At 48.5% G+C, this 23,513-nt stretch carries 26 protein-coding genes; 6 read left to right on the top strand and 20 right to left on the bottom strand.

What is annotated here, in order from left to right:
* Positions 1-2: 2 nt before the first annotated feature.
* From GKO28_RS15145 to GKO28_RS15100, 10 genes are all read right to left on the bottom strand, one after another.
* On the bottom strand, positions 3-629 hold the full coding sequence (locus GKO28_RS15145; protein WP_182076909.1) for a TetR/AcrR family transcriptional regulator: 627 nt from the start codon (positions 627-629) through the stop codon (positions 3-5).
* Between the two features lie 56 nt (positions 630-685).
* Complete coding sequence (locus tag GKO28_RS21760; RefSeq protein WP_307839113.1) at positions 686-1,162, bottom strand: ABC transporter six-transmembrane domain-containing protein; 477 nt, start codon at positions 1,160-1,162, stop codon at positions 686-688.
* Positions 1,163-1,166: 4 nt separating this feature from the next.
* Positions 1,167-1,592 (bottom strand): ABC transporter six-transmembrane domain-containing protein, encoded by a 426-nt coding sequence (locus GKO28_RS21755; protein WP_203564195.1) that lies wholly within the window; start codon positions 1,590-1,592, stop codon positions 1,167-1,169.
* A gap of 371 nt (positions 1,593-1,963) precedes the next feature.
* Positions 1,964-3,064, bottom strand: coding sequence for a DASH family cryptochrome (locus GKO28_RS15130; protein WP_282099435.1), 1,101 nt, complete (start codon positions 3,062-3,064; stop codon positions 1,964-1,966).
* Between the two features lie 35 nt (positions 3,065-3,099).
* Positions 3,100-3,246 carry a deoxyribodipyrimidine photo-lyase gene (locus tag GKO28_RS21750; RefSeq protein ID WP_203564193.1) on the bottom strand — a complete coding sequence of 49 codons (147 nt, stop codon included), beginning with the start codon at positions 3,244-3,246 and terminating at the stop codon, positions 3,100-3,102.
* An 11-nt stretch (positions 3,247-3,257) separates the two neighbouring features.
* Positions 3,258-4,268: an NAD(P)/FAD-dependent oxidoreductase gene (locus GKO28_RS15120; protein ID WP_182076908.1), complete on the bottom strand. Its 1,011-nt coding sequence runs from the start codon at positions 4,266-4,268 to the stop codon at positions 3,258-3,260.
* A gap of 24 nt (positions 4,269-4,292) precedes the next feature.
* Positions 4,293-5,828 (bottom strand): cryptochrome/photolyase family protein, encoded by a 1,536-nt coding sequence (locus GKO28_RS15115; protein ID WP_182076907.1) that lies wholly within the window; start codon positions 5,826-5,828, stop codon positions 4,293-4,295.
* Between the two features lie 3 nt (positions 5,829-5,831).
* On the bottom strand, positions 5,832-5,969 hold the full coding sequence (locus GKO28_RS15110; RefSeq protein ID WP_182076906.1) for a DUF2256 domain-containing protein: 138 nt from the start codon (positions 5,967-5,969) through the stop codon (positions 5,832-5,834).
* 69 nt (positions 5,970-6,038) lie between these two features.
* A complete protein-coding gene (locus GKO28_RS15105) occupies positions 6,039-6,791 on the bottom strand; it encodes an SDR family NAD(P)-dependent oxidoreductase (protein WP_182076905.1) in 753 nt (250 codons plus the stop codon).
* Between the two features lie 289 nt (positions 6,792-7,080).
* Positions 7,081-8,340 (bottom strand): D-amino acid dehydrogenase, encoded by a 1,260-nt coding sequence (locus GKO28_RS15100; protein WP_182076904.1) that lies wholly within the window; start codon positions 8,338-8,340, stop codon positions 7,081-7,083.
* Between the two features lie 149 nt (positions 8,341-8,489).
* On the opposite strand from GKO28_RS15100, the gene GKO28_RS22405 reads away from it, so the two are divergent.
* The 6 genes from GKO28_RS22405 to GKO28_RS15070 all read left to right on the top strand — a co-directional run bounded on the left by GKO28_RS22405 (position 8,490) and on the right by GKO28_RS15070 (position 12,606).
* Complete coding sequence (locus GKO28_RS22405; RefSeq protein WP_203564192.1) at positions 8,490-9,233, top strand: HAMP domain-containing protein; 744 nt, start codon at positions 8,490-8,492, stop codon at positions 9,231-9,233.
* Entirely contained in the window at positions 9,212-9,874 is a 663-nt protein-coding gene (locus tag GKO28_RS15090) for a PAS domain-containing protein (RefSeq protein WP_182076902.1), read from the top strand. Before GKO28_RS22405 ends, GKO28_RS15090 begins: the two co-directional genes overlap by 22 nt.
* Positions 9,871-10,392, top strand: a complete 522-nt coding sequence (locus GKO28_RS15085) for an ATP-binding protein (RefSeq protein ID WP_182076901.1) — start codon at positions 9,871-9,873, stop codon at positions 10,390-10,392. Before GKO28_RS15090 ends, GKO28_RS15085 begins: the two co-directional genes overlap by 4 nt.
* Positions 10,393-10,471: 79 nt before the next feature.
* A complete protein-coding gene (gene recA / locus GKO28_RS15080; RefSeq protein ID WP_182076900.1) occupies positions 10,472-11,491 on the top strand; it encodes a recombinase RecA in 1,020 nt (339 codons plus the stop codon).
* 110 nt (positions 11,492-11,601) lie between these two features.
* Positions 11,602-12,075, top strand: coding sequence for a recombination regulator RecX (recX, locus tag GKO28_RS15075; protein ID WP_182076899.1), 474 nt, complete (start codon positions 11,602-11,604; stop codon positions 12,073-12,075).
* A 198-nt stretch (positions 12,076-12,273) separates the two neighbouring features.
* A complete protein-coding gene (locus GKO28_RS15070) occupies positions 12,274-12,606 on the top strand; it encodes a putative quinol monooxygenase (RefSeq protein WP_173534503.1) in 333 nt (110 codons plus the stop codon).
* Positions 12,607-12,661: 55 nt separating this feature from the next.
* Here the strand turns inward: GKO28_RS15070 and nirD are convergent, their stop codons facing one another.
* The 10 genes from nirD to GKO28_RS15020 all read right to left on the bottom strand — a co-directional run bounded on the left by nirD (position 12,662) and on the right by GKO28_RS15020 (position 23,508).
* Positions 12,662-12,988, bottom strand: a complete 327-nt coding sequence (nirD, locus tag GKO28_RS15065) for a nitrite reductase small subunit NirD (protein ID WP_182076898.1) — start codon at positions 12,986-12,988, stop codon at positions 12,662-12,664.
* Positions 12,989-13,073: 85 nt separating this feature from the next.
* A complete protein-coding gene (nirB, locus tag GKO28_RS15060) occupies positions 13,074-15,614 on the bottom strand; it encodes a nitrite reductase large subunit NirB (RefSeq protein ID WP_182076897.1) in 2,541 nt (846 codons plus the stop codon).
* A 244-nt stretch (positions 15,615-15,858) separates the two neighbouring features.
* Positions 15,859-17,238 (bottom strand): NarK family nitrate/nitrite MFS transporter, encoded by a 1,380-nt coding sequence (locus tag GKO28_RS15055; protein ID WP_307839037.1) that lies wholly within the window; start codon positions 17,236-17,238, stop codon positions 15,859-15,861.
* Positions 17,239-17,566: 328 nt separating this feature from the next.
* Positions 17,567-18,214 (bottom strand): NAD(P)H-binding protein, encoded by a 648-nt coding sequence (locus tag GKO28_RS15050; RefSeq protein ID WP_182076896.1) that lies wholly within the window; start codon positions 18,212-18,214, stop codon positions 17,567-17,569.
* Between the two features lie 478 nt (positions 18,215-18,692).
* A complete protein-coding gene (locus tag GKO28_RS15045) occupies positions 18,693-19,952 on the bottom strand; it encodes a type II toxin-antitoxin system HipA family toxin (RefSeq protein ID WP_182076895.1) in 1,260 nt (419 codons plus the stop codon).
* Positions 19,953-20,116: 164 nt separating this feature from the next.
* Positions 20,117-20,281 carry a helix-turn-helix domain-containing protein gene (locus tag GKO28_RS15040; protein WP_182076894.1) on the bottom strand — a complete coding sequence of 55 codons (165 nt, stop codon included), beginning with the start codon at positions 20,279-20,281 and terminating at the stop codon, positions 20,117-20,119.
* Positions 20,282-20,374: 93 nt separating this feature from the next.
* A complete protein-coding gene (locus GKO28_RS15035; RefSeq protein WP_182076893.1) occupies positions 20,375-20,809 on the bottom strand; it encodes a M15 family metallopeptidase in 435 nt (144 codons plus the stop codon).
* A gap of 485 nt (positions 20,810-21,294) precedes the next feature.
* Positions 21,295-21,915: a hypothetical protein gene (locus GKO28_RS15030; RefSeq protein WP_182076892.1), complete on the bottom strand. Its 621-nt coding sequence runs from the start codon at positions 21,913-21,915 to the stop codon at positions 21,295-21,297.
* Between the two features lie 233 nt (positions 21,916-22,148).
* A complete protein-coding gene (locus tag GKO28_RS15025; protein WP_182076891.1) occupies positions 22,149-22,505 on the bottom strand; it encodes a hypothetical protein in 357 nt (118 codons plus the stop codon).
* Positions 22,486-23,508, bottom strand: coding sequence for a nucleoid-associated protein (locus tag GKO28_RS15020; protein ID WP_182076890.1), 1,023 nt, complete (start codon positions 23,506-23,508; stop codon positions 22,486-22,488). The genes GKO28_RS15025 and GKO28_RS15020 overlap by 20 nt, the downstream gene beginning before the upstream one ends.
* Positions 23,509-23,513: the final 5 nt, after the last annotated feature.

Here is a 23,513-nt window from a genome sequence, read left to right as displayed (position 1 = left end):
CTTCATTTATCCAGACCGGCAGCTACAGTTGCTACTGCGTTTTGGAACGAGCGATCTGGCTTGATGAGCAAATCAACGCCTTCTAGCAACTCTGAAATTGTTTCTTCCCTTAGGTTTTCGTCTAATCGAAGCAGATCGGCATAGCCATTGAGCAACGCCACAATTTGTCTGGCCGAACGGGCTGGTTGTGTCAGGGAAAAGACTCCATTTTGCTGTCCAGCGTCTAATAAGGAAGCCAGTACATTTGGCCATTTCTGTTGCCGCTCGATATACAGCCTTGCCATCTCCTCATCATGCTGGGCCGCATTCCAGAGATCGATCCAGAGTTTCCAACTAGTGTCTTGTTTTGCTGGCAAAAGACAAATAATCAGGGACAGCACTGCATCATGTTTGTCTTCAATCGCAAGAATGTCGTCCACATTTGCCAACTCCTGACTGGCAAATTCTGTGAACGCAGCTTTTTGCAGCTCTTTCCAGTCGGAAAAATAGAGATACAGATGACTACGAGAGAGTCCGGCTCGTTCAGCCAGATCGCGCGTAGTGACTTGATTGAAGCCTTTCTCAATAAACAACTCGATTGCAGCTTCAATCAACTGCTTGCGAAGTAACGGGCTGGTTGGGCGTGGCATATAGGTAAGGGCTCCTATCCGATGAATTTACATAAAATATTGTCTGATGAATCAACCTAGTTTCGGATCGGATCTTCTGTATGAACCCTGCGTCCAATATCGCGTAGACGGGCAAACTGATCCGCTAGTCCCGGTCCATCATCCAAACTAGTCACATAGTTCCAGAGGTATGTCATTACAGCGTAGACATGCCCAGGAGTAACTTCGGGCTTGTACACCAGCAATGTAATTGCCAGGAGGAATAGGCTTGCGGCACCAATCCCCACCCCAAGATAAGCTTTGGCCTCGATGTCAGAGACCATGATCCGGAGTCTTGCAAGTAGGCGATAGTGTTTACCCAGAAGGGCTTCGGGGGCGCGTTTTACCCGATCAACTTCTCGTTCTTGCTGGTTGTGTAACCGTTCATGCAACAACTGGTTCCCTAATGTGATGTGCTTCATCGCGATAATGAAAACCACTAGGGCGACCAGACAAGCAGCTCCAAGCCATGGTTCGATTATCAGTAGCATCGCTGCGGCTCCGATGATAGACACCACACTAGTAAGAATCGCTGGTACATGGCGCTCGAAAAAAATCGACAAATTCGCGAGCCAGAGTCACGCGTGCCGCAACGACGGAGTGATCTTCGGTGGTTGCCCGTTGGTTTAAAACTACAGGTACTGCCAGCCGAGCATAAATCCGAGCAAATACCCTTGTGTCCACGGAACGGCGTAATGCACCGATGAGCCAAAACAACAGCACCACCAGGGCATAAATTGAAGCCATGGTCCAATTTTTCTGTGCTATGGCATCAATGGCCATTCCAGCCAGCAGCGGGTAGGCAACAAGTAGCAGATTTTCAAGCCCGATCAATGACAAGGTTAGTGCCAATGCAGGTTTGTTCTTGCTAGCAATAGCTTTCAACGTGGCACTGGTCGATCCAATGGCGGTGACAGAAGAATTATTCGAGCCGATATTTTTCATGGTGGGGCCGTGCTTGATAAATGAGCGTTTGCTCAATTATGCATGAGCAAACGCTCATTTATCAAGCAAAAGTCTCTACCGCTGGTCTAATCCCTGCTATTTCTTACTAAAACAAGCTTGAAAAATATTTAGGCATGGTCTCTTGTTGCCTACAAGAGCACCGCTGTATTTCTACCAGAGTGATTGAAGGGATCTCGGCTCACTTGATCCTGAGGAATGACCGCTTAGGCCGAGCAGCACTAGCATGATCCCAGAAAACGAAAGGCCGCAGCCTGATTGGTTAGCCGCCTTTTATTTTTTAAGCTTCAGCATCTACACATCAGCCAAAGCAGCCATCTCACATTAAGCTCACTGTGATTCACAAAGCTCTTTTAATAAGACCATAGCTGCAAATAATCATGATTGGGATCGTAGTTTTTAATCTGCTTTTCAATATTAAAGCGTCGATTTGGCCTTGGATCAGTGCCGAGACCGGCTAAATACAGCCAATTTCCTTGATTGCTATACACATCGTAATCAATCAACTGTGATTCAAACCATGCTGCGCCAGCTCGCCAATCACATTGCAAATCATGAATCAGGAAACTGGCCACATTTTGTCGCATTCGGTTGGAAAGATAACCCGTGGCAGCTAGCTCGCGCATGCCGGCGTCGATAAATGGCTGGCCAGTTTCACCCTGACTCCACTTTAAAAAATGATCGGCTTGATGTGAAATCGTCGCTGCATCATTCAGGCCTTTGGCGCGATACAGTTGCACGCCAAAACGTAGATGCAATAACCTGAAATAATCTCGCCATAGCAACTCGAACCAAATCCAGTAGCTGCTTTCATTCGCGCCATTGATTGCTTCATGAGCGATTAATTGCTGATAAATCTGCCTTGCCGATAGCGCGCCACTGGCCAGCCACGGCGAAAACTTACAGGAGTAATCGCAGCCAATCAAGCCATTGCGAGTGTGCTTATATTGATCTGCTAAACCAGATGCAAAATAACGCTGTAAATGCGCCAGCGCCGCAGTCGCTCCTCCATGCCATTGCGGCTGATGATAGGGAAATGCACTTCGTTCATCCAGGCAAGGCGTGCCCACCCATTCGCTTAAATCGACGCTCTGTAGCGCTTTCACTGCGCTCGGTGCTGCGGGTAATTGTTGAATTAAATCGAGCGGCGCAGGTGGCACAGTACCCGATTGTTCAATTTGTTGGCGAAACGTGGTGAATATCAGCGGCAAGTCTTGAGGATGAAATGGCAGTGTGACCGGATCGAGCAAGCTCGATTGCCAAATGGTCTCGATGCAGTAGCCTTGGGTACGAAGTGCCTCTACTTGCGCCATTTCATACGGCGCGGCTATCACCTCGCAATATACCGTATTGGCCTTCAGATGTTGCAAAATAGACGGCAACACCATGGTTGGATCACCCTCTACAATCAGCAAACGATTTCCTCTTTGGACACACTGCGCCGCTAAATCCATTAGGGTATCAGCCAGAAACGATTTTCGGTGCTGACCTAGGCGAGTAAACCCCACTGAGTATCTTCTTCGGGTGGCAGACAGTAAACCAAGGTGATTTGATCCGCTTGCTGGCAAGCATGTGCTAATGCCGCGTTATCGCTGAGGCGTAAATCATTGCGAAACCAATAAACCGCTTGCTTCACGATTGCTTCCCTTATTGAACAACTGTTGCGGCCAGCAGGGCATTTGCCGCATCGATGCCTGATAGGTATGCGCCTTCAATACGTCCACCAGCTAGCCAATCACCAGCCAATACCAAACCCGTTTCAGCGGATTGAACCACAGCTTCAGTGCTGCTTCCTTGTGCGAATCGCCAGCGATGCGCCAAAGCAGTTTGCCAATTGGGTTCAGCCTGCCCCCACTGCGCAAGCAGGCGATTGAACTCCTGAATCAATAAAGCAATGACCTCATCAGCTGAGTTTTCTAAATGAGCTTGCGACCAAGCCACGCTGGCGTGTAGCACCCAATTTTGGCCCGCTCGACCGAGCTTGCTACTGTCGTGCGCCAGCCAAGATAGCGCGCCGTCATTGATGAAAGCGCCAGCGAACGGCAAATTAATGGCGTGCTCACAGCTGAGCATCACCGCCCAGCAGGGCTGCATGGGTGTATGTGTGGCAAAAGCGTGAACGGCCTGCATCGGGTGCGCGGAGGGAATCAGTGTCGCTGCTTGCGGCGCGGGTATTGCCAGCACAAGCTGTTGCGCTTGCCAGATTTGTTCACCCGCGCTCACTTGCCAACCCTGCGTCGTGGCCTGAATCGCCTTGACTTGCACCGACAATTTGAGGTTCAGCGCTGTAGCCATCGCTCTTAAGGGCGCGTTCATTTTGGGCGTGCCAACAAAGCGCTGTTGTGCAGAGCTGATTTGCAGGCTTTGACCATCCCACGCATAAATCGGCGCAGTCCAACGGCTAATCAGATTGGCACGCAGCCAGATCGCCACTTGGCGACGAAATATCGCCGAGCGCGCGGTAAAATATTGCGCGCCATGATCCCATTGTGCGTTCTCGTCACGCCGCGTTGCCATCCGCCCGCCGACACCACGCGATTTTTCTAACACTAAAACGCGTCGACCTGCTGCTTGCAGTTTTTTCGCTGCACTTAAACCGGCCATGCCCGCGCCAATGACAATCACATCCCAATTCGATTCCGTCCGCACACCTTGCATGGTTTTTATCCATTAATCCAGAATTTATAGATGATCCAGATGCGATAAATACCGCTCAGCCTGTGCCAAAGTGGCTGACTTTTCATCGTCGGCCATTTTTCGCCAGGTCTGATAAGTCATTCCCAGTCTTGGATTTTTTTCGAGGGTTGCCGCGTGACGATGATGAAAATGCCAATACAGGCTATTGAATGGGCAAGCGCCTTCGCCGTGGCGCTGTTTGGGCTCGTAGTAACAGCCTTTGCAATAATCACTCATTTTATTGATATAGCTGGCCGAGCCTGCATAGGGTTTGCTACCCAGCAGGCCGCCATCGGCGTATTGGCTCATCCCGCGCGTATTGGGCATTTCCACCCATTCAAATGCATCAACATAAATCCCCAAATACCACGCATCCACTTCATCGGGCGAAATCCCCGTCAACAAAGCAAAGTTGCCCGTTACCATCAGACGTTGAATATGGTGCGCATAGCCCAGTTCGAGCGACTGAGCGATGGCGTGTTTGAGGCAATTCATTTTGGTTTGCCCATTCCAATACCAGCTCGGCAAACTGCGCCGATGCTCAAGTACATTAAGCTGACCATACGCTGGCATACGCGCCCAATACACACCGCGAACAAATTCCCGCCAGCCTAAAATTTGCCGCACAAAACCTTCCACAGTAGCAATCGAAACACGGCCAGCAGTAAATTCAGCCAAAGCCGCGTGAATCACTTCGAGCGGGTGCAGTAATTTGAGATTGAGCGCAAACGAGAGCCCAGCATGAAATAAAGTCGGCGATGCGGTGCTCATTGCATCTTGATACGCGCCAAAATTAGGCAGTGCGTTGGCAATAAACGTACTCAGAGAATCTTTGGCCTGAGTGCGCGTTATCGGCCAAGGAAAAGACTCAGCCTGCGGCTGGCCTAGTGTTTTGACACCAGCAGACACAATTTCGCCCCACAGATCGCGCAAATTAGCAGCGGAATTGGGCCATTGTGGCGCAGCGGGTTGGCCGGTCCAGCGCTTGCGATTGTCTTGATCGAAATTCCATTGCCCACCCAGTGGTTGACCATCGGCATCGAGTAAAATTTGATACTGCTTGCGTAACGCGCGGTAAAAAAACTCCATCCGTGGGATTTTTTGCGCAAATTGCGTGCTGATGAGCGCTCGATCGGCCAAAAAATGCTCGCTATCGACCACTTTAACGGCAATTCCTAGCTCTGATTCGGCGGCCAAAAATTGGCTTTCTAGCCGATATTCATCCGCTTGTTGGCGTTCCAGGTGTGCTATCTGCTCGCAGGCAATCAAGTCAGATAAATTGCCAACAAAGTCTTGGCGATTATCGGGGTCGCCAATTTTTATGTAGCGCACGCGGCAACCCGCATGTTGCAAGGCTTGTGCAAACCCGCGCATGGCGGCAAAAATTCCCAGCACCTTTTGTGCATGGTGGTGGGCGTAATCAGTTTCGCTGCGCAGCTCCATCAACACATACAGCACATCACTGCGATCACGTTCGACTTGGCTAAACCAGCTGTGGCGAATATTCAATTGGTCTCCCAAAATCAGTCGGAGTGTGCTCATCCTTTACCCTTGTTCTTGCGCGCAGCGTACGCTACAGTATTTGACCGACGCCCAGTTTTTCTCCCATTTCTTGCGCCAAGCAAAAGAGCGTTGGCAAATTGGGCAGATTTTCTCCGGCAAAGTCAGTTTATGATGTGTCATTGATTTCAGATTTAATTTATGGGTATGCCTCTTTAAGGCAATTATTTAATAGCCTACGTTGATATACCCCTATGTTCTCGGCGGCGGATGCAAATGGGCGTGTCCACCATCAACACCAATTATTTGCCCAGTGATCCAGCGCGCCGCGTCACTGAGTAAAAATGCAATCAGGGCTGCGCTGTCCTTTCCTTCACCTACCATGCCCATGGGATTCATTTGTGCATTGCGCGCGAGTGCTTCAGGCGTGCCTGTCAAACGCGCCGATAGCGCAGAACGAGTCAAACCCGGCATCACCGCATTGACCCGAATACCTTTATTGGCATAGGTCGCTGCCGCCGTTTGTGCCAAACTGGCTACCGCCGCTTTCGCACTGGCAATCGCCTCGTGATTCGGAAAACCTGCACTGGAAACCAAAGAGCCAATGAGCACCGCAGAGGCGGGTGTTTTGGTATTCAGTTGCAGATTGACAAAGGCTTTGAGCGCATAAAATGCAGAAAAATAGTTTTGCGCAAATACGGCTTCGCAGTCGTGCGCCGCAGTCAGATGCAAGGGGCGGATCAAAGTCGAGCCAACGCAATGCGCAAAACCCGTGGGGATAAAATTGAGTTGCTGTGCGGTTTGTAAAATCATGTCCGCTGTGCCAGTGGCGCTTAAATCTCCAGGCACAACCAATGTCTCGCCATTGATCTCAGCCGCTAAGCTCAGCAAACTGGCTTCATTGCGTCCACTCAAAATCAGGCGACACCCTTGGTCTGCCAACTCATGTGACAATGCAGAACCAATAGCACCGGTCGCACCGGTAATCCAGATCGTTTTTGACATTTCTCGCCTCCAGCCTAAGCATGCGGCTTAGGGTCTACTAGCTGGTAGCAATATATACACTGACAAGTATTTTTAAGCGAGATGTACCGCATTCAAAATCGATATTTGAACGAATGAGTGGTATGGGTGAGTTCTGACTAATGATTTCCAATAGCAAATTTGAATGGCTGTTTTAGCCGAAATACTGGCGCTGAGCGAGGCTCACTGTGCGGCAGCTTTCTTTACCTGCCGCTCATGATCCAGCTAGCTGGGGTATTGCCACCTAGCCTTCAAACAGCAATACCCAGACTTAAATACCCCTTACAAACGGGTAATCCACCTCCGGCTGGCGGCCGGCGATCAAATCGGCAATGGCTTTTGCCGAGCCACAGCATTCAGTCCAGCCCAGCGTGCCGTGGCCGGTATTGAGCCACAAACTTGGGAATCGGGTTTGGCCAATATACGGCAGATTACCCGGTGTTGCCGGGCGTAAACCGGTCCAAAATTCGGCCGCTTGATAATCCATCCCTTCTGGAAAAATTTGACTGGTGCGATCAATCAAGGCTTTACAACGAATCGGGTTTAAATCTAAGTTATACCCATTAAATTCAGCCGTTCCTGCTACCCGCAAACGATTCCCTAAGCGCGAAAAAACTAATTTATAGCCATCATCAGTCAAGCTCACCGTCGGCGCAAACTGCGGGTCAACCACTGGAATCGTGGCTGAATACCCCTTGGCAGGATAAATATCTAAGGTAATACCCAAGGGCTGCAAATGAATCGGGCTGTAACTACCCAAACACACCACAATCGCATCCGCCGCCAAGCGTTCAGCACCGTTTTCTGCGCTCAAAACGCGCACCGCTTTCACATCGTCCCCTACCCGCTCTAAGGCTTCAATGCTGCAGTCATAGCGAAATTCAACCCCCATCGCCATGCAGCGCTCGGCCAATTGATTGGTAAATTCTCGCGCATCACCTGATTCATCACTGGGCGTATACGTGCCGCCCACAATCGGGTAACGAGATTGCGCTAGTGCGGGCTCAATGGCCAAACATTCTGCCGCCGTTTTCACCTGCCGATCCAAGCCCACTTCGCGCATTAAGGCTGCGGCCGGAATCGCCGATTCATACTCAGCGGTATCGGTGTAGTAATGCAAAATCCCTTCGGTGCGCTGATCATAGGCCACCCCTGTGGCCAGCCGCACAGATTGCAAGGTTTCGCGGCTATATAAACCCAATCGCACTAAGTTTTGTAAATTGGCCTTCGCTTTAGCCTTGGTACATTGCTCAAGAAAACGTAAGCCCCAGCGCCATTGATGCCAATCGAGTTTTAAACGAAATAATAACGGCGCGTCTTCCTCGCCCAGCCATTGCAAGGTTTTCCACGGTGCCTTGGGATTGGCCCACGGCTCGGCATGGCAAACAGAAATTTGTCCGCCATTGGCATAGCTGGTTTCGCGCGCGGGCTCTTGTGCGCGTTCAATGACCGTGACCGCATGACCTTCTTGCGCTAAAAACCACGCCGTTGTTACGCCGATCACACCAGCACCAAGAATAATGACACGCATCGAACATCCTCCCAAGGCGATCTATTTGTCAGCCATTATGCCCTGTACTACCGTTCGTCAGCGTTAGATTATGCATTTTTAATGTTGCAGATCAAAACCAGAAGTGTTGGACACACACTGCAAAAATGCTGCAAGCATGTGTAATCTGAGTGGTCTGCTTTAAACTGTATGCCATTAGCAAGCCGCCCATAGAAAATGCATTAATGAACCTGTCTTTACGTTCCGCAGTCATCCTCGCCATCTTGATTGGCCTATGCTTGCCCGCCACCATCACCGGTTATATTGGCCTGCGGTACGAGCAGCAAGCGGCCCAAAATCAAATCTCGCGTGACCAGCAACGTATCGCCGACGTACTTGCTCTTGGTATGCAAGAACCCCTGTGGAATTTGGCACCAGAATCAGCGCGCCCTTTGCTCGATTCCTTAATGAGCGACGAGCGCACCGTCAGCATCACCATTAACGATCAAAAACTGGGGCCATTTTTATCGGCCAATCAGCCAGAGCGTAAAAAGGGCTATACCGCCTCGCTCTCGCGCCCAGTCATCAAACAAGGCAATACCATTGGCATCGCCACCGTTGAGTTTTCTGATGGCATCAGCACGCAGCACATCAAACGTAAATTACAAATTTACTTACTCGCGGTCATCGTGCAAGTTGTTCTGAGCTTGGCCTTGATTTTATTCTTACTGAACTCGCGCATTTTACGGCCACTGAAAAAACTCACCGAGCAATCGCAACGACTGGCAGATCGTCAGCTCAATCAAGCATTTATCTGGCGTCGCCATGATGAGTTAGGGCATTTAGGCCAGTCCTTAGAAAGCACTCGACAAGCCTTGCATGATTTAATTGGCACTTTAGAGAGCAAAAAAATGTGCAGCTCGAAGCCGACCTAATTAGCCGCAAACAGATCGAATCCGCGCTGCGGGTGAGCCAAGATCGTTTTCGCCGCTTAGTTGAATCCACGCGTATTATTCCTTGGGATGCGCGCCCAGACGAATGGCGATTTACCTATGTTGGCCCGCAAGCCGAGCAACTACTAGGCTTTCCGATTGCGGTTTGGTATAGCGAAGCATTTTTAAGCAACTATCTACATCCTGATGATCGACATCTCGCCTATCCGCTATTTGCCGACAAAATGATGCTGGGGCAAACCCATGAATTTGAATGCCGATTACTCTCGGCCAGTGGCAAAGCCATTTGGGTACATTTTTTTGCTACCGTGAGCCAAGATCAAAATGGCCAAGCGCACTTGCAGGGCTTTTTATTTGACATCCAAGCGCGTAAACACAATGAGCAACAACTAGAACAATATCGCCACCATTTAGAAGAAGTCGTTGAAAACCGCTCTCGCTCCTTAGTCACCGTTAATCATGAACTAGAAATTTTAATGGCCTCGATCGCGCAAGACTTACGCTCACCGCTAAAAACCATAGACGGCTTTAGCCAAGTTTTGATTGATGACTACCGCGAAAAACTCGACGGCAACGCCCGCAATTATTTGCTGCGCGCATTCGCAGCAGCACCCAAACCATGAGCAATCGCATCGATGATTTGCTCATGCTGCAAGAACTCTCGCGCAATGAATTACGGCCAGACGAGATCAATCTGAGTGAAATGGCCAACGATATTATGGAAGAGCTTAGCTTGCTGCAAACCGAGCGCGAAATCAGCCTGCACATCCAAGCAGAAATGGTGGCCTTTGCTGATCGGCATTTAATGCGCATTGCGCTGTACAATTTTTTTGAAAATGCATGGCAATTTGCCAAGCCAGAGCAAGCGATTCACATTACATTTGCCTGCAATACCATCAACGGCCAACCGGTGTTTTATATTGCCGACCAAGGTCTTGGCCTAGATCCTGAGCAATCCAGACGCTTATTTACACCGTTTTTTCGCTCACAAAACGAGCCGCGCAGCTCAGGGATCGGCCTCACCGTTGTGCAGCGCATTATCAGCCGCCATAATGGCCATCTTTGGGTGAAGTCCAATCTAGGCGAAGGCGCAACCTTTTATTTTACCTTGCCAGACAGCCGCAATGCACAGTCGGCATAAATCACGCACAGAACGCTTGCAAAAAAGAACGATTGTTCTATAATAAGCCAACTCAATCTAATTCACTGGGAACCACTTCATGGACGACAATAAAAGCAAAGCGCTCACTGCCGCATTAGCGCAAATCGAACGTCAGTTTGGTAAAGGCGCCATCATGAAAATGGGCGACAATCAAATTGAAAGTGATCTGCAAGTCGTTTCAACTGGCTCACTCGGTCTTGACTTAGCATTGGGTGTCGGCGGTTTACCCCGTGGCCGTATCGTCGAAATTTTTGGCCCAGAATCATCTGGTAAAACCACGCTGTGCTTGCATGTCGTGGCTGAAGTACAAAAACTCGGTGGTGTAGCTGCGTATATCGACGCCGAAAACGCACTCGACCCTATTTACGCCCAAAAACTTGGTGTGAATGTCTCTGACATGCTGATCTCTCAGCCAGACACTGGCGAACAAGGCCTAGAAATTTGTGACATGCTGGTTCGTTCAGGTGGTGTAGACATCATTGTTATCGACTCAGTGGCAGCCCTCACCCCTAAAGCCGAAATCGAAGGCGAAATGGGCGATGTACACGTGGGCTTGCAAGCGCGCTTAATGAGCCAAGCACTGCGTAAACTCACCGGCAATATCAAGCGCACCAATACTTTGGTTATTTTCATTAACCAATTGCGCATGAAAATCGGCAATATGATGCCCGGCCAAAGCCCTGAAACCACCACTGGTGGTAATGCACTGAAATTTTATGCTTCAGTTCGTCTGGATATCCGCCGTATTGGCGCAGTCAAAAAAGGCGAAGACATCATTGGCAACCAAACCAAAGTTAAAGTGGCCAAAAACAAAGTAGCCCCGCCATTTCGCGTGATCACCTTTGACATCATGTATGGCGAAGGGATTTCTCGTGAAGGTGAAATCATCGAGCAAGGCGTAACGCACAAAATCGTCGAAAAAGCCGGTGCTTGGTACAGTTATGGCGGCAATAAAATTGGTCAAGGTCTGGAGAATTCACGTCAATACCTGAAAGACAATCCTGAAGTGGCCGATGAAATTGCCCGCAAAGTCAGAGAAAAAACTCAACGGTGCACCATTACCCATCGAAATGGATAATGGTGACGAACTAGGCGATTAAACTCGCGCCAGCACGCCAATACAGCCTCACCCTTGGGTGGGGCTGTTGTTTTTTTTTTGCGCCAGCAAAGAGGATTTAAGAGTACATCATGGTTTCAATTCGCAATAAAGCGCTGCAATACCTTGGCCGGCGCGACCACTCCCGACAAGAGCTAGCGCAAAAATTAGCCATCGCTTATCCAGAAAGCAGCGCAGAAGAAATCAACGCCGTGCTCGATGATTTTATTGAGCGCGGCTGGCAATCGGATGAGCGCTTTGCCGAGCAATGGGTTTACTTTCGCAGCCAACGCTATGGCCAACAAAGATTAAGGCATGAACTACAAGAAAAAGGCGTGAACGCCGAGCTGATTGCCAGCGCCCTATTGCAAGCCATCGACAATGAAATCGACACCGCACGGCAAGTGTGGCAAAAAAAATTCAAAGCGGCACCGATCGATCATCAAGCACGCGGCAAACAACTACGCTACCTCGCCAGCCGAGGGTTTAGCCTGAACGTGATTTACCAAGTCGTTGGTGAGGCGGATGAGTTTGACGGGTATAACGATGGGATCGATTCGATATAGAGCCTAGCACGAGATACCCGTATTCAATGGGCAATATTCAGATTAGGTGTTGATGCTGTGCCGCAGGCACTTAAAACCATAAGCACCGTATCTGAACAACGCCATGCATACGCTACCTACGCCCACAACTCACTCGATTGGCTGTGATTGCACCGTGTGCGTACAATGCGTAGATTCAAATCCACCGCATAAAAACCCATGTCTAACTCAACTGAATCGAACTATGTCGTCAACGCCCAGCAATTGGTTTGTGTGGCGAGCTTTTTAGCCAAAGAAGGCCATCAAACCGAACTACTGGCCGCCCTTGCTGACCTGATTGCCGACACGCGCCGCGAAGCGGGCTGTATTCGTTACGAGCTCAACATCAGCCGCGATGAGCCACGTCGGATGACTTTTGTCGAAAAATTTGTCGACCTTGCTGCTTTTGAGCAGCATTGCGCCAAACCGGCCATTCAACATTATTTCCATCACATCATGCCGCAATGGGTGGAGTCGTATCAGGTAGAAACCTACCACCAAGTGATCGCCTAAATAAAAACCGCCATGCAAAATCAATCGCATGGCGGTTTTTAACGATGCTTAAAACTTAAATTTGCACTTCAACCTGCTGGCCAACCACGCGGGCCGGATAGCTTTGAATCGAGCGCTCGGTGCTTTCATAGCAAACGCCATCGCGCAAACGAAAACGCTGTTTTTTCAATGGACTGGCCACCCATAGCTCGCCATCGTGCTCGGCTATTAAACCGCGCGATAACACACTGGCCCCAGCAAACGGCGGGTCAATATTATCCAGCGCAAACACTTGCTCATCGGCATACGGCCGAAAAATCGCCACCTGCCGCTCGCCCACTAAAGCACACACCCCAGTACCGGGCAAAATGGCTTTCAAATCACAGACTGCATTCCAATTCATTATTCTCTCCTTACGCTCGACAATCAGGGCGAGTGCGTCCAATCCAAATCGATGTCGACGCCCCGCTGCTGCGCGATATTGCGCCTTAAATAATCGGCTTAATGGCAATGACCTTGCGCTCGTCCAATTGCGCTGGGCGAACTTGCTCGCGTGCCGGCACAAATTGCACATTCGGATCATGCGCTTCGCTATTAATAAAGTGAGCAAAACGTGCCAATTGATCGGCATCGTTCAACGTGGTTTGCCATTCGCACTGATACTGGCTGCGGATAGTCGCCAAATCGTTTTCTAATTGTTCGGCAATCCCGAGCTTATCGTCCACAATCACCGACCGCAGATAATCCACGCCGCCTTCCATGCTTAATAACCAGCTGGCCGTGCGTTGCAATTTATCAGCAGTCGTCACGTAAAACATCATAAAACGATCGAGATAGCGCAATAAGGTCTCGCGGTCTAAATCCGACGCCAGTAAATCCGCATGGCGCGGCTTCATCCCGCCATTACCGCACACATACAAATTCCAACCGGCGTCCGTGGCGATAATGCCGACGTCTTTACCCTGCGCTTCAGCGCATTCGCGGGTACAACCGGACACACCAAATTTCATTTTATGCGGCGTGCGAATCCCTTTGTAACGATGCTCAAGATCAACCCCCAAGCCCACGCTGTCTTGCACGCCAAACCGGCACCAAGTGCTGCCGACACAGGTTTTCACCATCCGCAATGATTTGGCATACGCTTGGCCAGTTTCAAAGCCAGCATCAATTAAGCGACTCCATATCGCTGGCAAATCGCCCTTGTGCGCGCCAAACAAGCCAATGCGCTGTGCGCCAGTGACTTTGGTATACAAGCCATAATCTTTAGCCACCGCCGCCAATGCCATCAAGCCTTCTGGCGTCACCTCGCCACCGGCCATCCGTGGAATCACCGAATACGTACCGTCTTTTTGCATATTGCCTAAGAACACATCATTGGTGTCTTGCAACGGCGTATTAGCTGGCGAAAGCACATACTCGCCCCAAGCACTGGCCAAAATCGAACCAATCGTTGGTTTACACGTTTCACAGCCGTAGCCATGACCAAACTGAGCAATCGCCTGGTCAAAGGTTTTTACGCCAGCAACTTTAATCAGGTGATACAAATCTTGGCGTGAATGCGGGAAATGCGCGCATAAATGATTTTTAACTTCAACGCCATTGCGCGCCAATTCAGCATTCAGCACCTGACTAATCAACGGCACACAGCCGCCACAGCCAGTACCTGCCCCCGTTTCAGCCTTAATCGCGGCGAGCGTGTGATGCCCCGCCGCTACGGCATCGGCAATTTTTTGTTTACTCACGTCAAAGCACGAGCAAATCACGGCCGATGCCGGCAAAGCATCCACGCCTAAAGCCGGTTTGGCCCCAGCATAAGCGGGCAAAATCAACGCGTCTGGATGCTCGGGCACCGGCATTGCGTTCAGCATCATTTGCAATAATTGGCCGTAATCGTCCACGTCACCAATCAGCACTGCACCCAATAGCGTGCTGCCATCTTGTGAGACAACGATTTTTTTATAAATCCCAGCTTGATCGTCTTGAAATACATAGCTATGGCAACCGGGTGTGCGCCCTTGCGCATCACCAATACTACCAACGGAAACACCCAATAATTTTAGCTTGGCGCTCATATCGGCGCCGGTAAAGGCATTGTCACGGCCCAATAAATGATCGACCGCCACTTGCGCCATTTTGTAGCCCGGCGCCACCAGACCAAAATACTGCCCCTGCCATGCCGCGCATTCACCAACCGCATAAATATCCGCGTTTGACGTTTGGCAGTGATCATTAATCACCACCCCACCACGCTCGGCGACGTCCAGTTGGCCATAGCGCGCCAAATTGTCTTGCGGGCGAATCCCGGTCGAAAACACAATCACATCGGCTTCTAAATGACTGCCATCGGCAAACACCAAGCGATGCGCGGCGTGTTGTCCGCCATGCATTTGAATATCGCTGGTGTTTTTACCGGTATGCACCGTTACACCCATCGCCGTAATTTTACGGCGCAACATTTCGCCGCCCATACGATCGAGCTGCTCGGCCATCAGCACCGGCGCATATTCAACCACGTGCGTTGCCAAGCCCAAGGCTTTGAGCGCACCTGCAGCCTCAAGGCCCAATAAACCGCCACCAATCACCACGCCACTTTTGGCCGATTTGGCAGCGTCTTCAATCGCATCCAAATCATCAATGGTGCGATACACAAAGCATTCATGATGCGCGCTGCCTTGAATCGGCGGAACCCACGGATACGAGCCCGTCGCCAGCACCAGCTTGTCATACGCGAGAGATTGACCTTTATTGGTCAGCACTACTTTTTGCGCTGAATCGATATGCTTCACCGCTTCGCCGACGCAAACTTTAATGCCGTTTTTTTCAAAAAAGCCCGGCTTCACCAAAGACAAATCTTCATCAGTGTGATGCGAAAAATAAGATGACAAATGCACTCGGTCATACGCCGTTCGCGATTCAGCACACAATACCGTGATGTCAAAATCAGCGGCATTGCCTTTATCGCACAGCTCTTCTAAAAACCGGTGTCCCACCATCCCGTTGCCCACGACAACGATACGCGTTTTCGTCATTTCTACTCCTCACACCCCATCATCGGGCGATTTCAATCCATCACAATCGACTCGCACAACGCTCTATCTGCGCTGTACATCTATTGATGATGCTCAGTTTTGGTGTTGATGCTGTGCCGCAGGCACTTAAAAACATCACCACGTATACTGAACACCGTATATCTATTCAACGTATTGCCCTCTAAGCCAAAATACACATAGCTTAGATGGCAATACCTACTAGCAAGGCAGTTCAGCTTTGGGGCTAGCGTAATAACGCCAAGTCATCCACACGCAGCTCACATAAAAAAGCAATAAACGCATACAAGGCTAATTCTGGCCCGCCGCTGGCTTGCATCGACAAACCAAAACTTTGCGGAATAAAAAAACCACCATAGGCACCAATCGCACTGATAAAGCCCGCTGCTGCCGCTGATTCTTGCATCCCACCCAAACGTGCCGCTTTTTGTGCCGCTTCATCAGCGCCCTTGGCTTCACGCATTCTGAGTGTGGCAAAAATCGTTGGAATCATCTTATACGTCGAGCCATTGCCCAAACCGGCAAAGGTAAACAGCAATAAAAACATGGCAAAAAAGCCCGGCCAAGAACCACCGCTTAACTGCCCATCGACGCCCAACTCAGGCAAAAACGCCAACACGCCCAACACCGAAAATGCCATCGCCATAAACACACCCAGAGTAACCTTCGCACCGCCAATTTTGTCGGAAATAATACCGCCTACTGGCCGTATTAATGCCCCGATCAACGGTCCTAAAAAGGCATATTTCATGACAGCAACATCAGGAAACAAGGACTTAGTCAACAAGGCAAAAGCCCCTGCAAAGCCAATAAAACTGCCAAAAGTACCGATATACAACCAGCACATCAGCCAATTGTGTTTGCGGCGAAAAATCACCGCTTGCTGGGCAAACGACGAGCGCGCATCGGCAATATCATTCATGCCAAACCAAGCGGCAATCGACGCAATCGCAATCAATGGCACCCACATAAAGCCCGCGTTTTGCAACCAAAGCGATTGCGCTGCGCCTTCTTTGAGATAACTTTGCGCCTCGCCACCAAAAGCGCCAAACAAGGGCAAAGTGATCGCCAACGGAATCAATAATTGCGCCAAAGAAACGCCCAAATTACCAAAGCCGGCGTTTAAACCATTGGCCGAGCCTTTTTGCGCCGTCGGGAAAAAATAACCAATATTGGCCATCGAGCTGGCAAAATTGCCGCTGCCCAAACCACAGAGCAGCGCAATCACCAATAGCTCGGTATAAGAAGTGCTTGGATCTTGCACCGCAAAGCCCAGCCACAGCGCCGGAATCAACAACAGCGCGGTTGAAATCGCCGTCCATTTACGCCCGCCAAATCGTGCGGGCATAAACGAATAAAAAATCCGCAGCGTGGCGCCCGACAATTGCGGCAACGCCGTTAACATAAACAACTGCTCTTTACTAAAATTAAACCCTGCCGAATTCAGATTCAGCGCCACCACACTCCACAGCACTGAAATCACAAAACCCAAAGTCAAACAAGGAATCGAAATCGCCAAATTGCGTTTGGCCACCGACTGACCTTGCTCTTGCCAAAACACCGGATTTTCCGGCTCCCAACGCGTTAACACCGCACTTTTTGCCATGATTTTTACCTTTTCATTTGCCAGCCGCACCATTCAATCAGCGGTATGCGGCCAACTATACGGCAAAAAAAAAGCGCCCCAAGGGCGCCAAAAGCAAAAACCTACCACCAAAGAAATAGGGGTATTCGCAGCAAAATCCTGCTATTCACCCCTGCTAAGCAAATACCCAGGTATGACCCCAGCATTAGGCTTGTGCCGTACAAAAACCCACCGCAAAGCCCTAACCCCATCGAGGTAGGCAGGAAATAATCACCAACATCCATTCGTTTGATTATGCGCAAACTCAAGACCGCAAAAATAATCTCGGCTCAGAATCAACACCAACAAATTAATCGTGCTCCGCCATTTGCGCTGACTCAATCACGCTCACCCCAGGCGCAGCGCTTAATGCCGCTGCCAGCATGGTCGCAGCCACGCGCTCAACCTTCACCGCCCGCCACGCTACTGGAATGCACGCCGCAAAATGCCGATTGAACCATAAGCCGAATTCTTCCGCGCGGCGTCGATCAGGCCGCTCGCCAGCATCAAGCAAAGACGGCCGAACAATAGTTAACGAGCCAAATCCCAAGGCACGTACATCGCGTTCAGCCTCGCCCTTGGTGCGCAGATACAAACCACTAGCCTGTGCATTGGCGCCCAATGAAGAATTCAATACCAAGGTTGGTGTTGCTGCCTGATGCAAGCACTGGGCCGCCTGCAATACATAGTCGTAATCAACGCGCCGAAATGCCGCCGCCGAGCCAGCGATTTTGCGCGTGGTGCCCAGCGCACAGAGTGCCGCATCCACCTGCCACCATGCCGCGTCATTCGGTAGCGCGTTAAAGTCGACAATGGGATTTTGCAATTTAATATGTGCTGTTAAGGCGCGCCGTGTTGGCGCAATCACCCTTGCAACATCAGCGTGCGCCAAAGCCTGTTGCAATAATTGCTGACCCACCGCGCCGGTTGCCCCTAAAATCAACAGCGTTTTTTGCATCTATCTAACCTCAATCAGTCAAACCCACAGGCGCGTTAGTCACGCCGCGCCGTTTTATCGATGCGACCCACACCCCAAATACAGCGCCGCTGCTACAGCGCGGCGCTATCGTCATCAAACCCGCGAATTAAATGGATCAAATTCAAGTGAAATGCCGTCCCCTTCGGTTTGCCAATAGGGGCGCATTGCCACTGCATGACCCTGAAGACATTCTGCTTGCTAGTTGATTAATTTTTGCTCACGCGCCACAAGCCTTACTAGCATTGGGTTTGAGCGGCTTATCTACCGTTTATCCACAACGTTAACCTCAGCTTTTGTGGATTTAAAATATCCATCTAGCGCAAATTTGAGGGGTGTTTTGACCTGCAGAGCTGCGCCCCATCAGCGGGTGGTACGCCATTTTTGCGCTCAAAATGCGGGTAATCGGGCGTTTTCCAGTGCTCGCCAATCGGGCCTAGAATAACGACACTTTCAGCGCTTATATTGCCTGATCCATCGCCCTCCATCGGGCGTGAAGTGGATCAAGATGCGCGGCTATATATCGCAGATCAGCATCACTCATACCGGCACCCGCCAATTGTTCTCGCCACGTTTGACTCACCGTTGTAATCAATTCGCGCACGACATTGCTGGCCTCATTTCGTTGAAAATGAAAATGATGCACTTCTGCGAGTAACTGTTCCAAACTCGGTGAGGCATTTTCATTCACCAATGGCATGCCCATATATTGCAGATGTGTGCCTTGTGGATGAACATCATAAACAGGCGCTAGCCGGTATTGATTGTCACCAACATGTAAAAAACCATGATTTTTAATATGGTCATCCGTATTGTCGATCAAAATATTGAATACCATTCGCCGAAACAATTCTTGGCAATCTTGCTTAGGGTTCGCGCCAAAACGGCTTATTGCTTGAGCCAATTCGACATAACTGCCTTGGCCTGACTCATAGGCCACATTCAGCAAACCAGATGCAGATAGAAAATGGATGCGTTGCTCCCCTTCAGGGCTCGTTATGCGATCAAACCTTTTGCTTAAAAAAATTATTCTTTGGTTGATTTCAACGCAGCGAAATTCTGCGGTTTGTATGCCGCACATTTTTGCTAATGCCATTGCGCCCGCTTCGGCCAATTCAATATTGAAAGGATCTTCTCGCAACGGGAACTTAGCCAGCCACAGCGCGCCTTGATCAGCAATGCTGGCCTTGGGTCTGGCGCCACCCAATGAGCCCCCCTGCGTCAACAGCCGGCGAATATCCACGGGCACTTCTTTACCATATTGGATGGCCATCGCCATTTCATACAGCTCGTCCAATGACAATTGGGGGGTTTCAGCCAGCACCTGAGGTTCATCATGAATGACCACCAAAGCACCAATGCGATGTTGATTAGTGCAAGACAACATCGCGTAGTCATCTAGGGCAGCCCCCTGATTAGCAGCAGCCAAAACGAGGCGTCCCCATGCATCAGGTAGTGAGTCTTTTAGGTAAGCTGGCAATGCACCACCATCCCGAATCCTTTTGGCTGGCAAATGATTAATCGCCAGAGATAAAGCCGGATCGGGGTGGAAGCGAAAATTGTGCTTTTGCTGATATTGCCGCCCATAGCTGAGCGTGCCACTTTCAACAACACCTTGCCGTTCTACTTTGAGTAATGCAGCAGGTATCGGCTGAACTGTACTTGGCAAATACACCCCCACCGCAAACTGTAATGACGTGAAGATGCCATCAGAAATCAATCTCCTCATCCGTAGGCAGCGTTGGATTTACCTTACGCACTCGTTTACGCATCGCTTCGGATTTGATCAATGATTCCACAGGCACGGGCGCAACGGCTGATAGGCTATCCAAGCACCCTAAAATACCTAAAGCATTCACCAATAGCCCGATTTGAGTCGTTGCTTCACCCTTTTTCTAGCGCAGCATAAGTCGACAACGAACACTGAAGGCGCTGCGCCATTTGCGCCATCGTATCACTGCGCAGGATACGCAGTGTTCGTAAGCGATTACCCAACTCGGCCAGCGCGTTTTTACCCGCATCATCAACCGGAAGAAGTTTTCTAGTCATGCTATAGCAGTCATTAAATACAATAAAAACCATTATAGTACGCATTAAAGTGCTTTGTTGCACAAATCAGTGACGTAGTGCTGCTGCGCCCCATCAGCGGGTGGTGCGCCATTTTTTGCTCTCAAAATGCGGGTAATCGGGCGTTTTCCAGCGCCCGCCCCAAGCCAGACCAAGGCGCTCGCCAATCGGGCCGAGGCATAAATAAAAAGCCAACTCGCGGGCGGTATTGCCTTGCAGATAGTTGCCGTTTTCAAACACCCCCACATCCAGCGCCTCGGCGTCGCCATGCGCGGTGTCGGCCAAATCGGTATTGTGCGCGCTGTGGGTTACCCATGTGACCTTACGCCCGGGCTTGGTTCGCCCTTGCGCGTACAAGGCATTTTGCTCAGATTGCGGCCGCCAAGTGCAAACCAAACGCACCGCAAGCGCCGGATTTTGCTGCTGCAAAGCGGCATTGGCCTGCGCCACCAATTGCTCGGCCAGCAAGCGAATACTGACATGCAAATCTTTAAGATCGCGACTCGACATGATTTATCCCTATAAAAAAGCCAAATCAATACATCAATCAACGCTGGCGGAGTTACCATCGTTAATTTGGCTGGCTGGTTTTTTTAAAATAGCAGTCAAAACCATTGCTTGCCAAGTTGCGCGCAACAAACGCCCCAGCCCTACGCCAACTCGAATCACCCATCCACCGCCGCTACGTCAACATATTCCAAGACCACAAACTCAAGCTGCTCAACCTAAAACGAATCGAAACCATCGCCGCCAATTAATACCACTACAGTAACCAACCGCTAGAGCATTAGGCCGTGAAACACCAGACAAGAAAAAGCCCGCAGATACGGGCTATTCTTATCTAATCGGAAATTCATTAGCCTACAGAAATAAAGCTAACAATAGAATGAACATCAAAAATGCATATGCAATACCAGCAGCATCAAGAGATTTTGCAAGTGTAGATTTTGCATTTGCTAAAGGCGTCTCAGACAATTCCTCTTTATCTCTTATATTCAAATTACAATAGACACGTCTACTCCATGATTCACGTGCCTTATCTGCCGCTTCAAAAAACGTTTAGAGATATACAACACTGAATAAACTCTATAAACCACATAAATAAATGCCACAATTAAAAGAAACTTACCAAACAAAAAATCTACTTTTCCCACAAGGGCAACTCTAGCAATTAACAGCCCAACAATAGCTGCTATATCTGCAGCAGCACGACTTGATATATCTTGTGCATCTTTCGAAATTTGAGATGCTGCATCAAATATTGCTTTTCTAATATCAATCATTACTTTAAGACTTTCTCTGGACTCTTTATCCAACAGAGAATCATAATTTAGTTGAGCTGACTCAAGTGCATAAAGGGCAGATTCTTTTAAATAATGCCAAATGCAGTCATTTTCACCACCCTCTCTAACCATGCACCCAATAAAAATTTGATGTCTTGTTTTTGCATCACGCTTAGGTGAAATTATCCAACTAAAAATATCTTGAAGCTCTTGAAAGCAATTTAAATCCACATCTAAATTCAAACTAAATGTCATCTTCTTCTCTGATTTAATAATCAGTATTATTTCATTATTTTGGCCAATTTCAACTCTACTTCCAACAAGGTGGATCAAATTTTTGCAGCTAGCCTTTGACCACTCTTCATAGAAGACCGAATTGTTTATAGGCGACTTCTTAATCAAGAAAAATGGAAGTGATAAATCTGCTAATAAACCTATGCTGCCATTAATAAATGCCTGAAAATCTCGCTCAATGTCAATTTCATCAACAAAGGACTCCCACTTATCAACATATTCTGAAATAGGTAAAAATTGACAAGATAAAGTCGTAAACCCTTCAATTTCGTTTATAAAAAAACAACTCTACTTTTGGTTATTTTTTCCAATGAACTAACAAAACCATCAAGAGTAATAAAAAACAAAGGCACATCCTTGTTTTTTATTAAAAGTAAAGAACATTGATCTCCATTATTTAAAATCTCTTCATCGAGATTTAGGCCTGGCAAATCTTCACCAATTTCACTACTATGCAAGCACACATGCGATATAACATTATTAGGTTTAGATCTTATTATTGCCAAGCAAGAGTTTTTTGCTTCCACACTAAATTCAAAAAACAGCTGGATATTGGCTTCCGTTTCAACAATACGAAAGCCATTATCCTTAGCCGCACTTTGAATTTTATCAACCCAATTGATTAGCATCTTCTTCAAGGCCAGTTGTGATATCAATCTTAATTATATTACCAACTTTTTCATACTTACCCGATTCAATATGACTCTGACTAAAATTAATTTCAATTCCATCAACTGTCCTAGTTCTTAATTTAGCTGGCCTCGGAATAGTTGCTTTATCAAACTCAAATCTCTCGCCCTCAATCTTATTTTTCTTTAATTCAGATTCAAAAATAGAAACCAAATTATCATTACTTTCACCAACAATTGCCGTAATTACGGTAGCAATATCCTCAGGATCAAAAACTACATTCTCTCTATGTGTATAGTCATACATTCTTGACCTGTAAGTTTTTCGTACATCCCTCGAAAGAAACCCTGCCTTTATTGCTCTATCAACAAAATTAAGAACCGAATTTACAAATCGACTAGTGACTTCAGCCTCATTATATTCTCTGACCACATCGAGATACAACGAAAAATATTTAGTTATACCTTTCCTCTCACTTCTGTCTACAACATGAATAATAGATTCATCATCGGTAAATTTAATTAATGCTGATTTCTGCATAGCTTGAGGTTTTTTTACAAAAGTTGTTGCAAGCAACGTAAAAATCAACTTACTCTCACCTGCGTCATTTATTTCTTGCTTGTAATGCACGACATCATCATGCTCATACTTAATAACTGAATAAATTACTTCACCGCTATTTTCAATCTCAAACAGTAAAAATGCACCGGGAACTGCTGCACCATTTCCAGTAATTGCTCTATGAAACGAATTAGCCAATAATTTACTCATCTCATAAAAATCTAATTCACCCTCTCTAACCTGTTTTAAGCCCATACGGAACGATGACAACTCGGTAAAGGAACATTTACATCCTTTTAAAGTTTCAGTAATCCGATCAATAAAAAAACCTTGATGGACAACTTCAGTGGCAGGTAGATGGCGAGCTTCGTCATTTGCTGAATCACCAACAACATGCATAGCCATTTTTGTAATCACAGGGTGATTAAGGATGATATCCATCAAAA

Origin of the sequence: Deefgea sp. CFH1-16 (assembly GCF_016881365.1) — a bacterium.
In the GTDB taxonomy this organism is placed as follows: domain Bacteria; phylum Pseudomonadota; class Gammaproteobacteria; order Burkholderiales; family Chitinibacteraceae; genus Deefgea.
The sequence above is the reverse complement of the archived record's forward strand: the minus strand, read 5'-3'. Positions and strand labels throughout refer to the sequence as shown.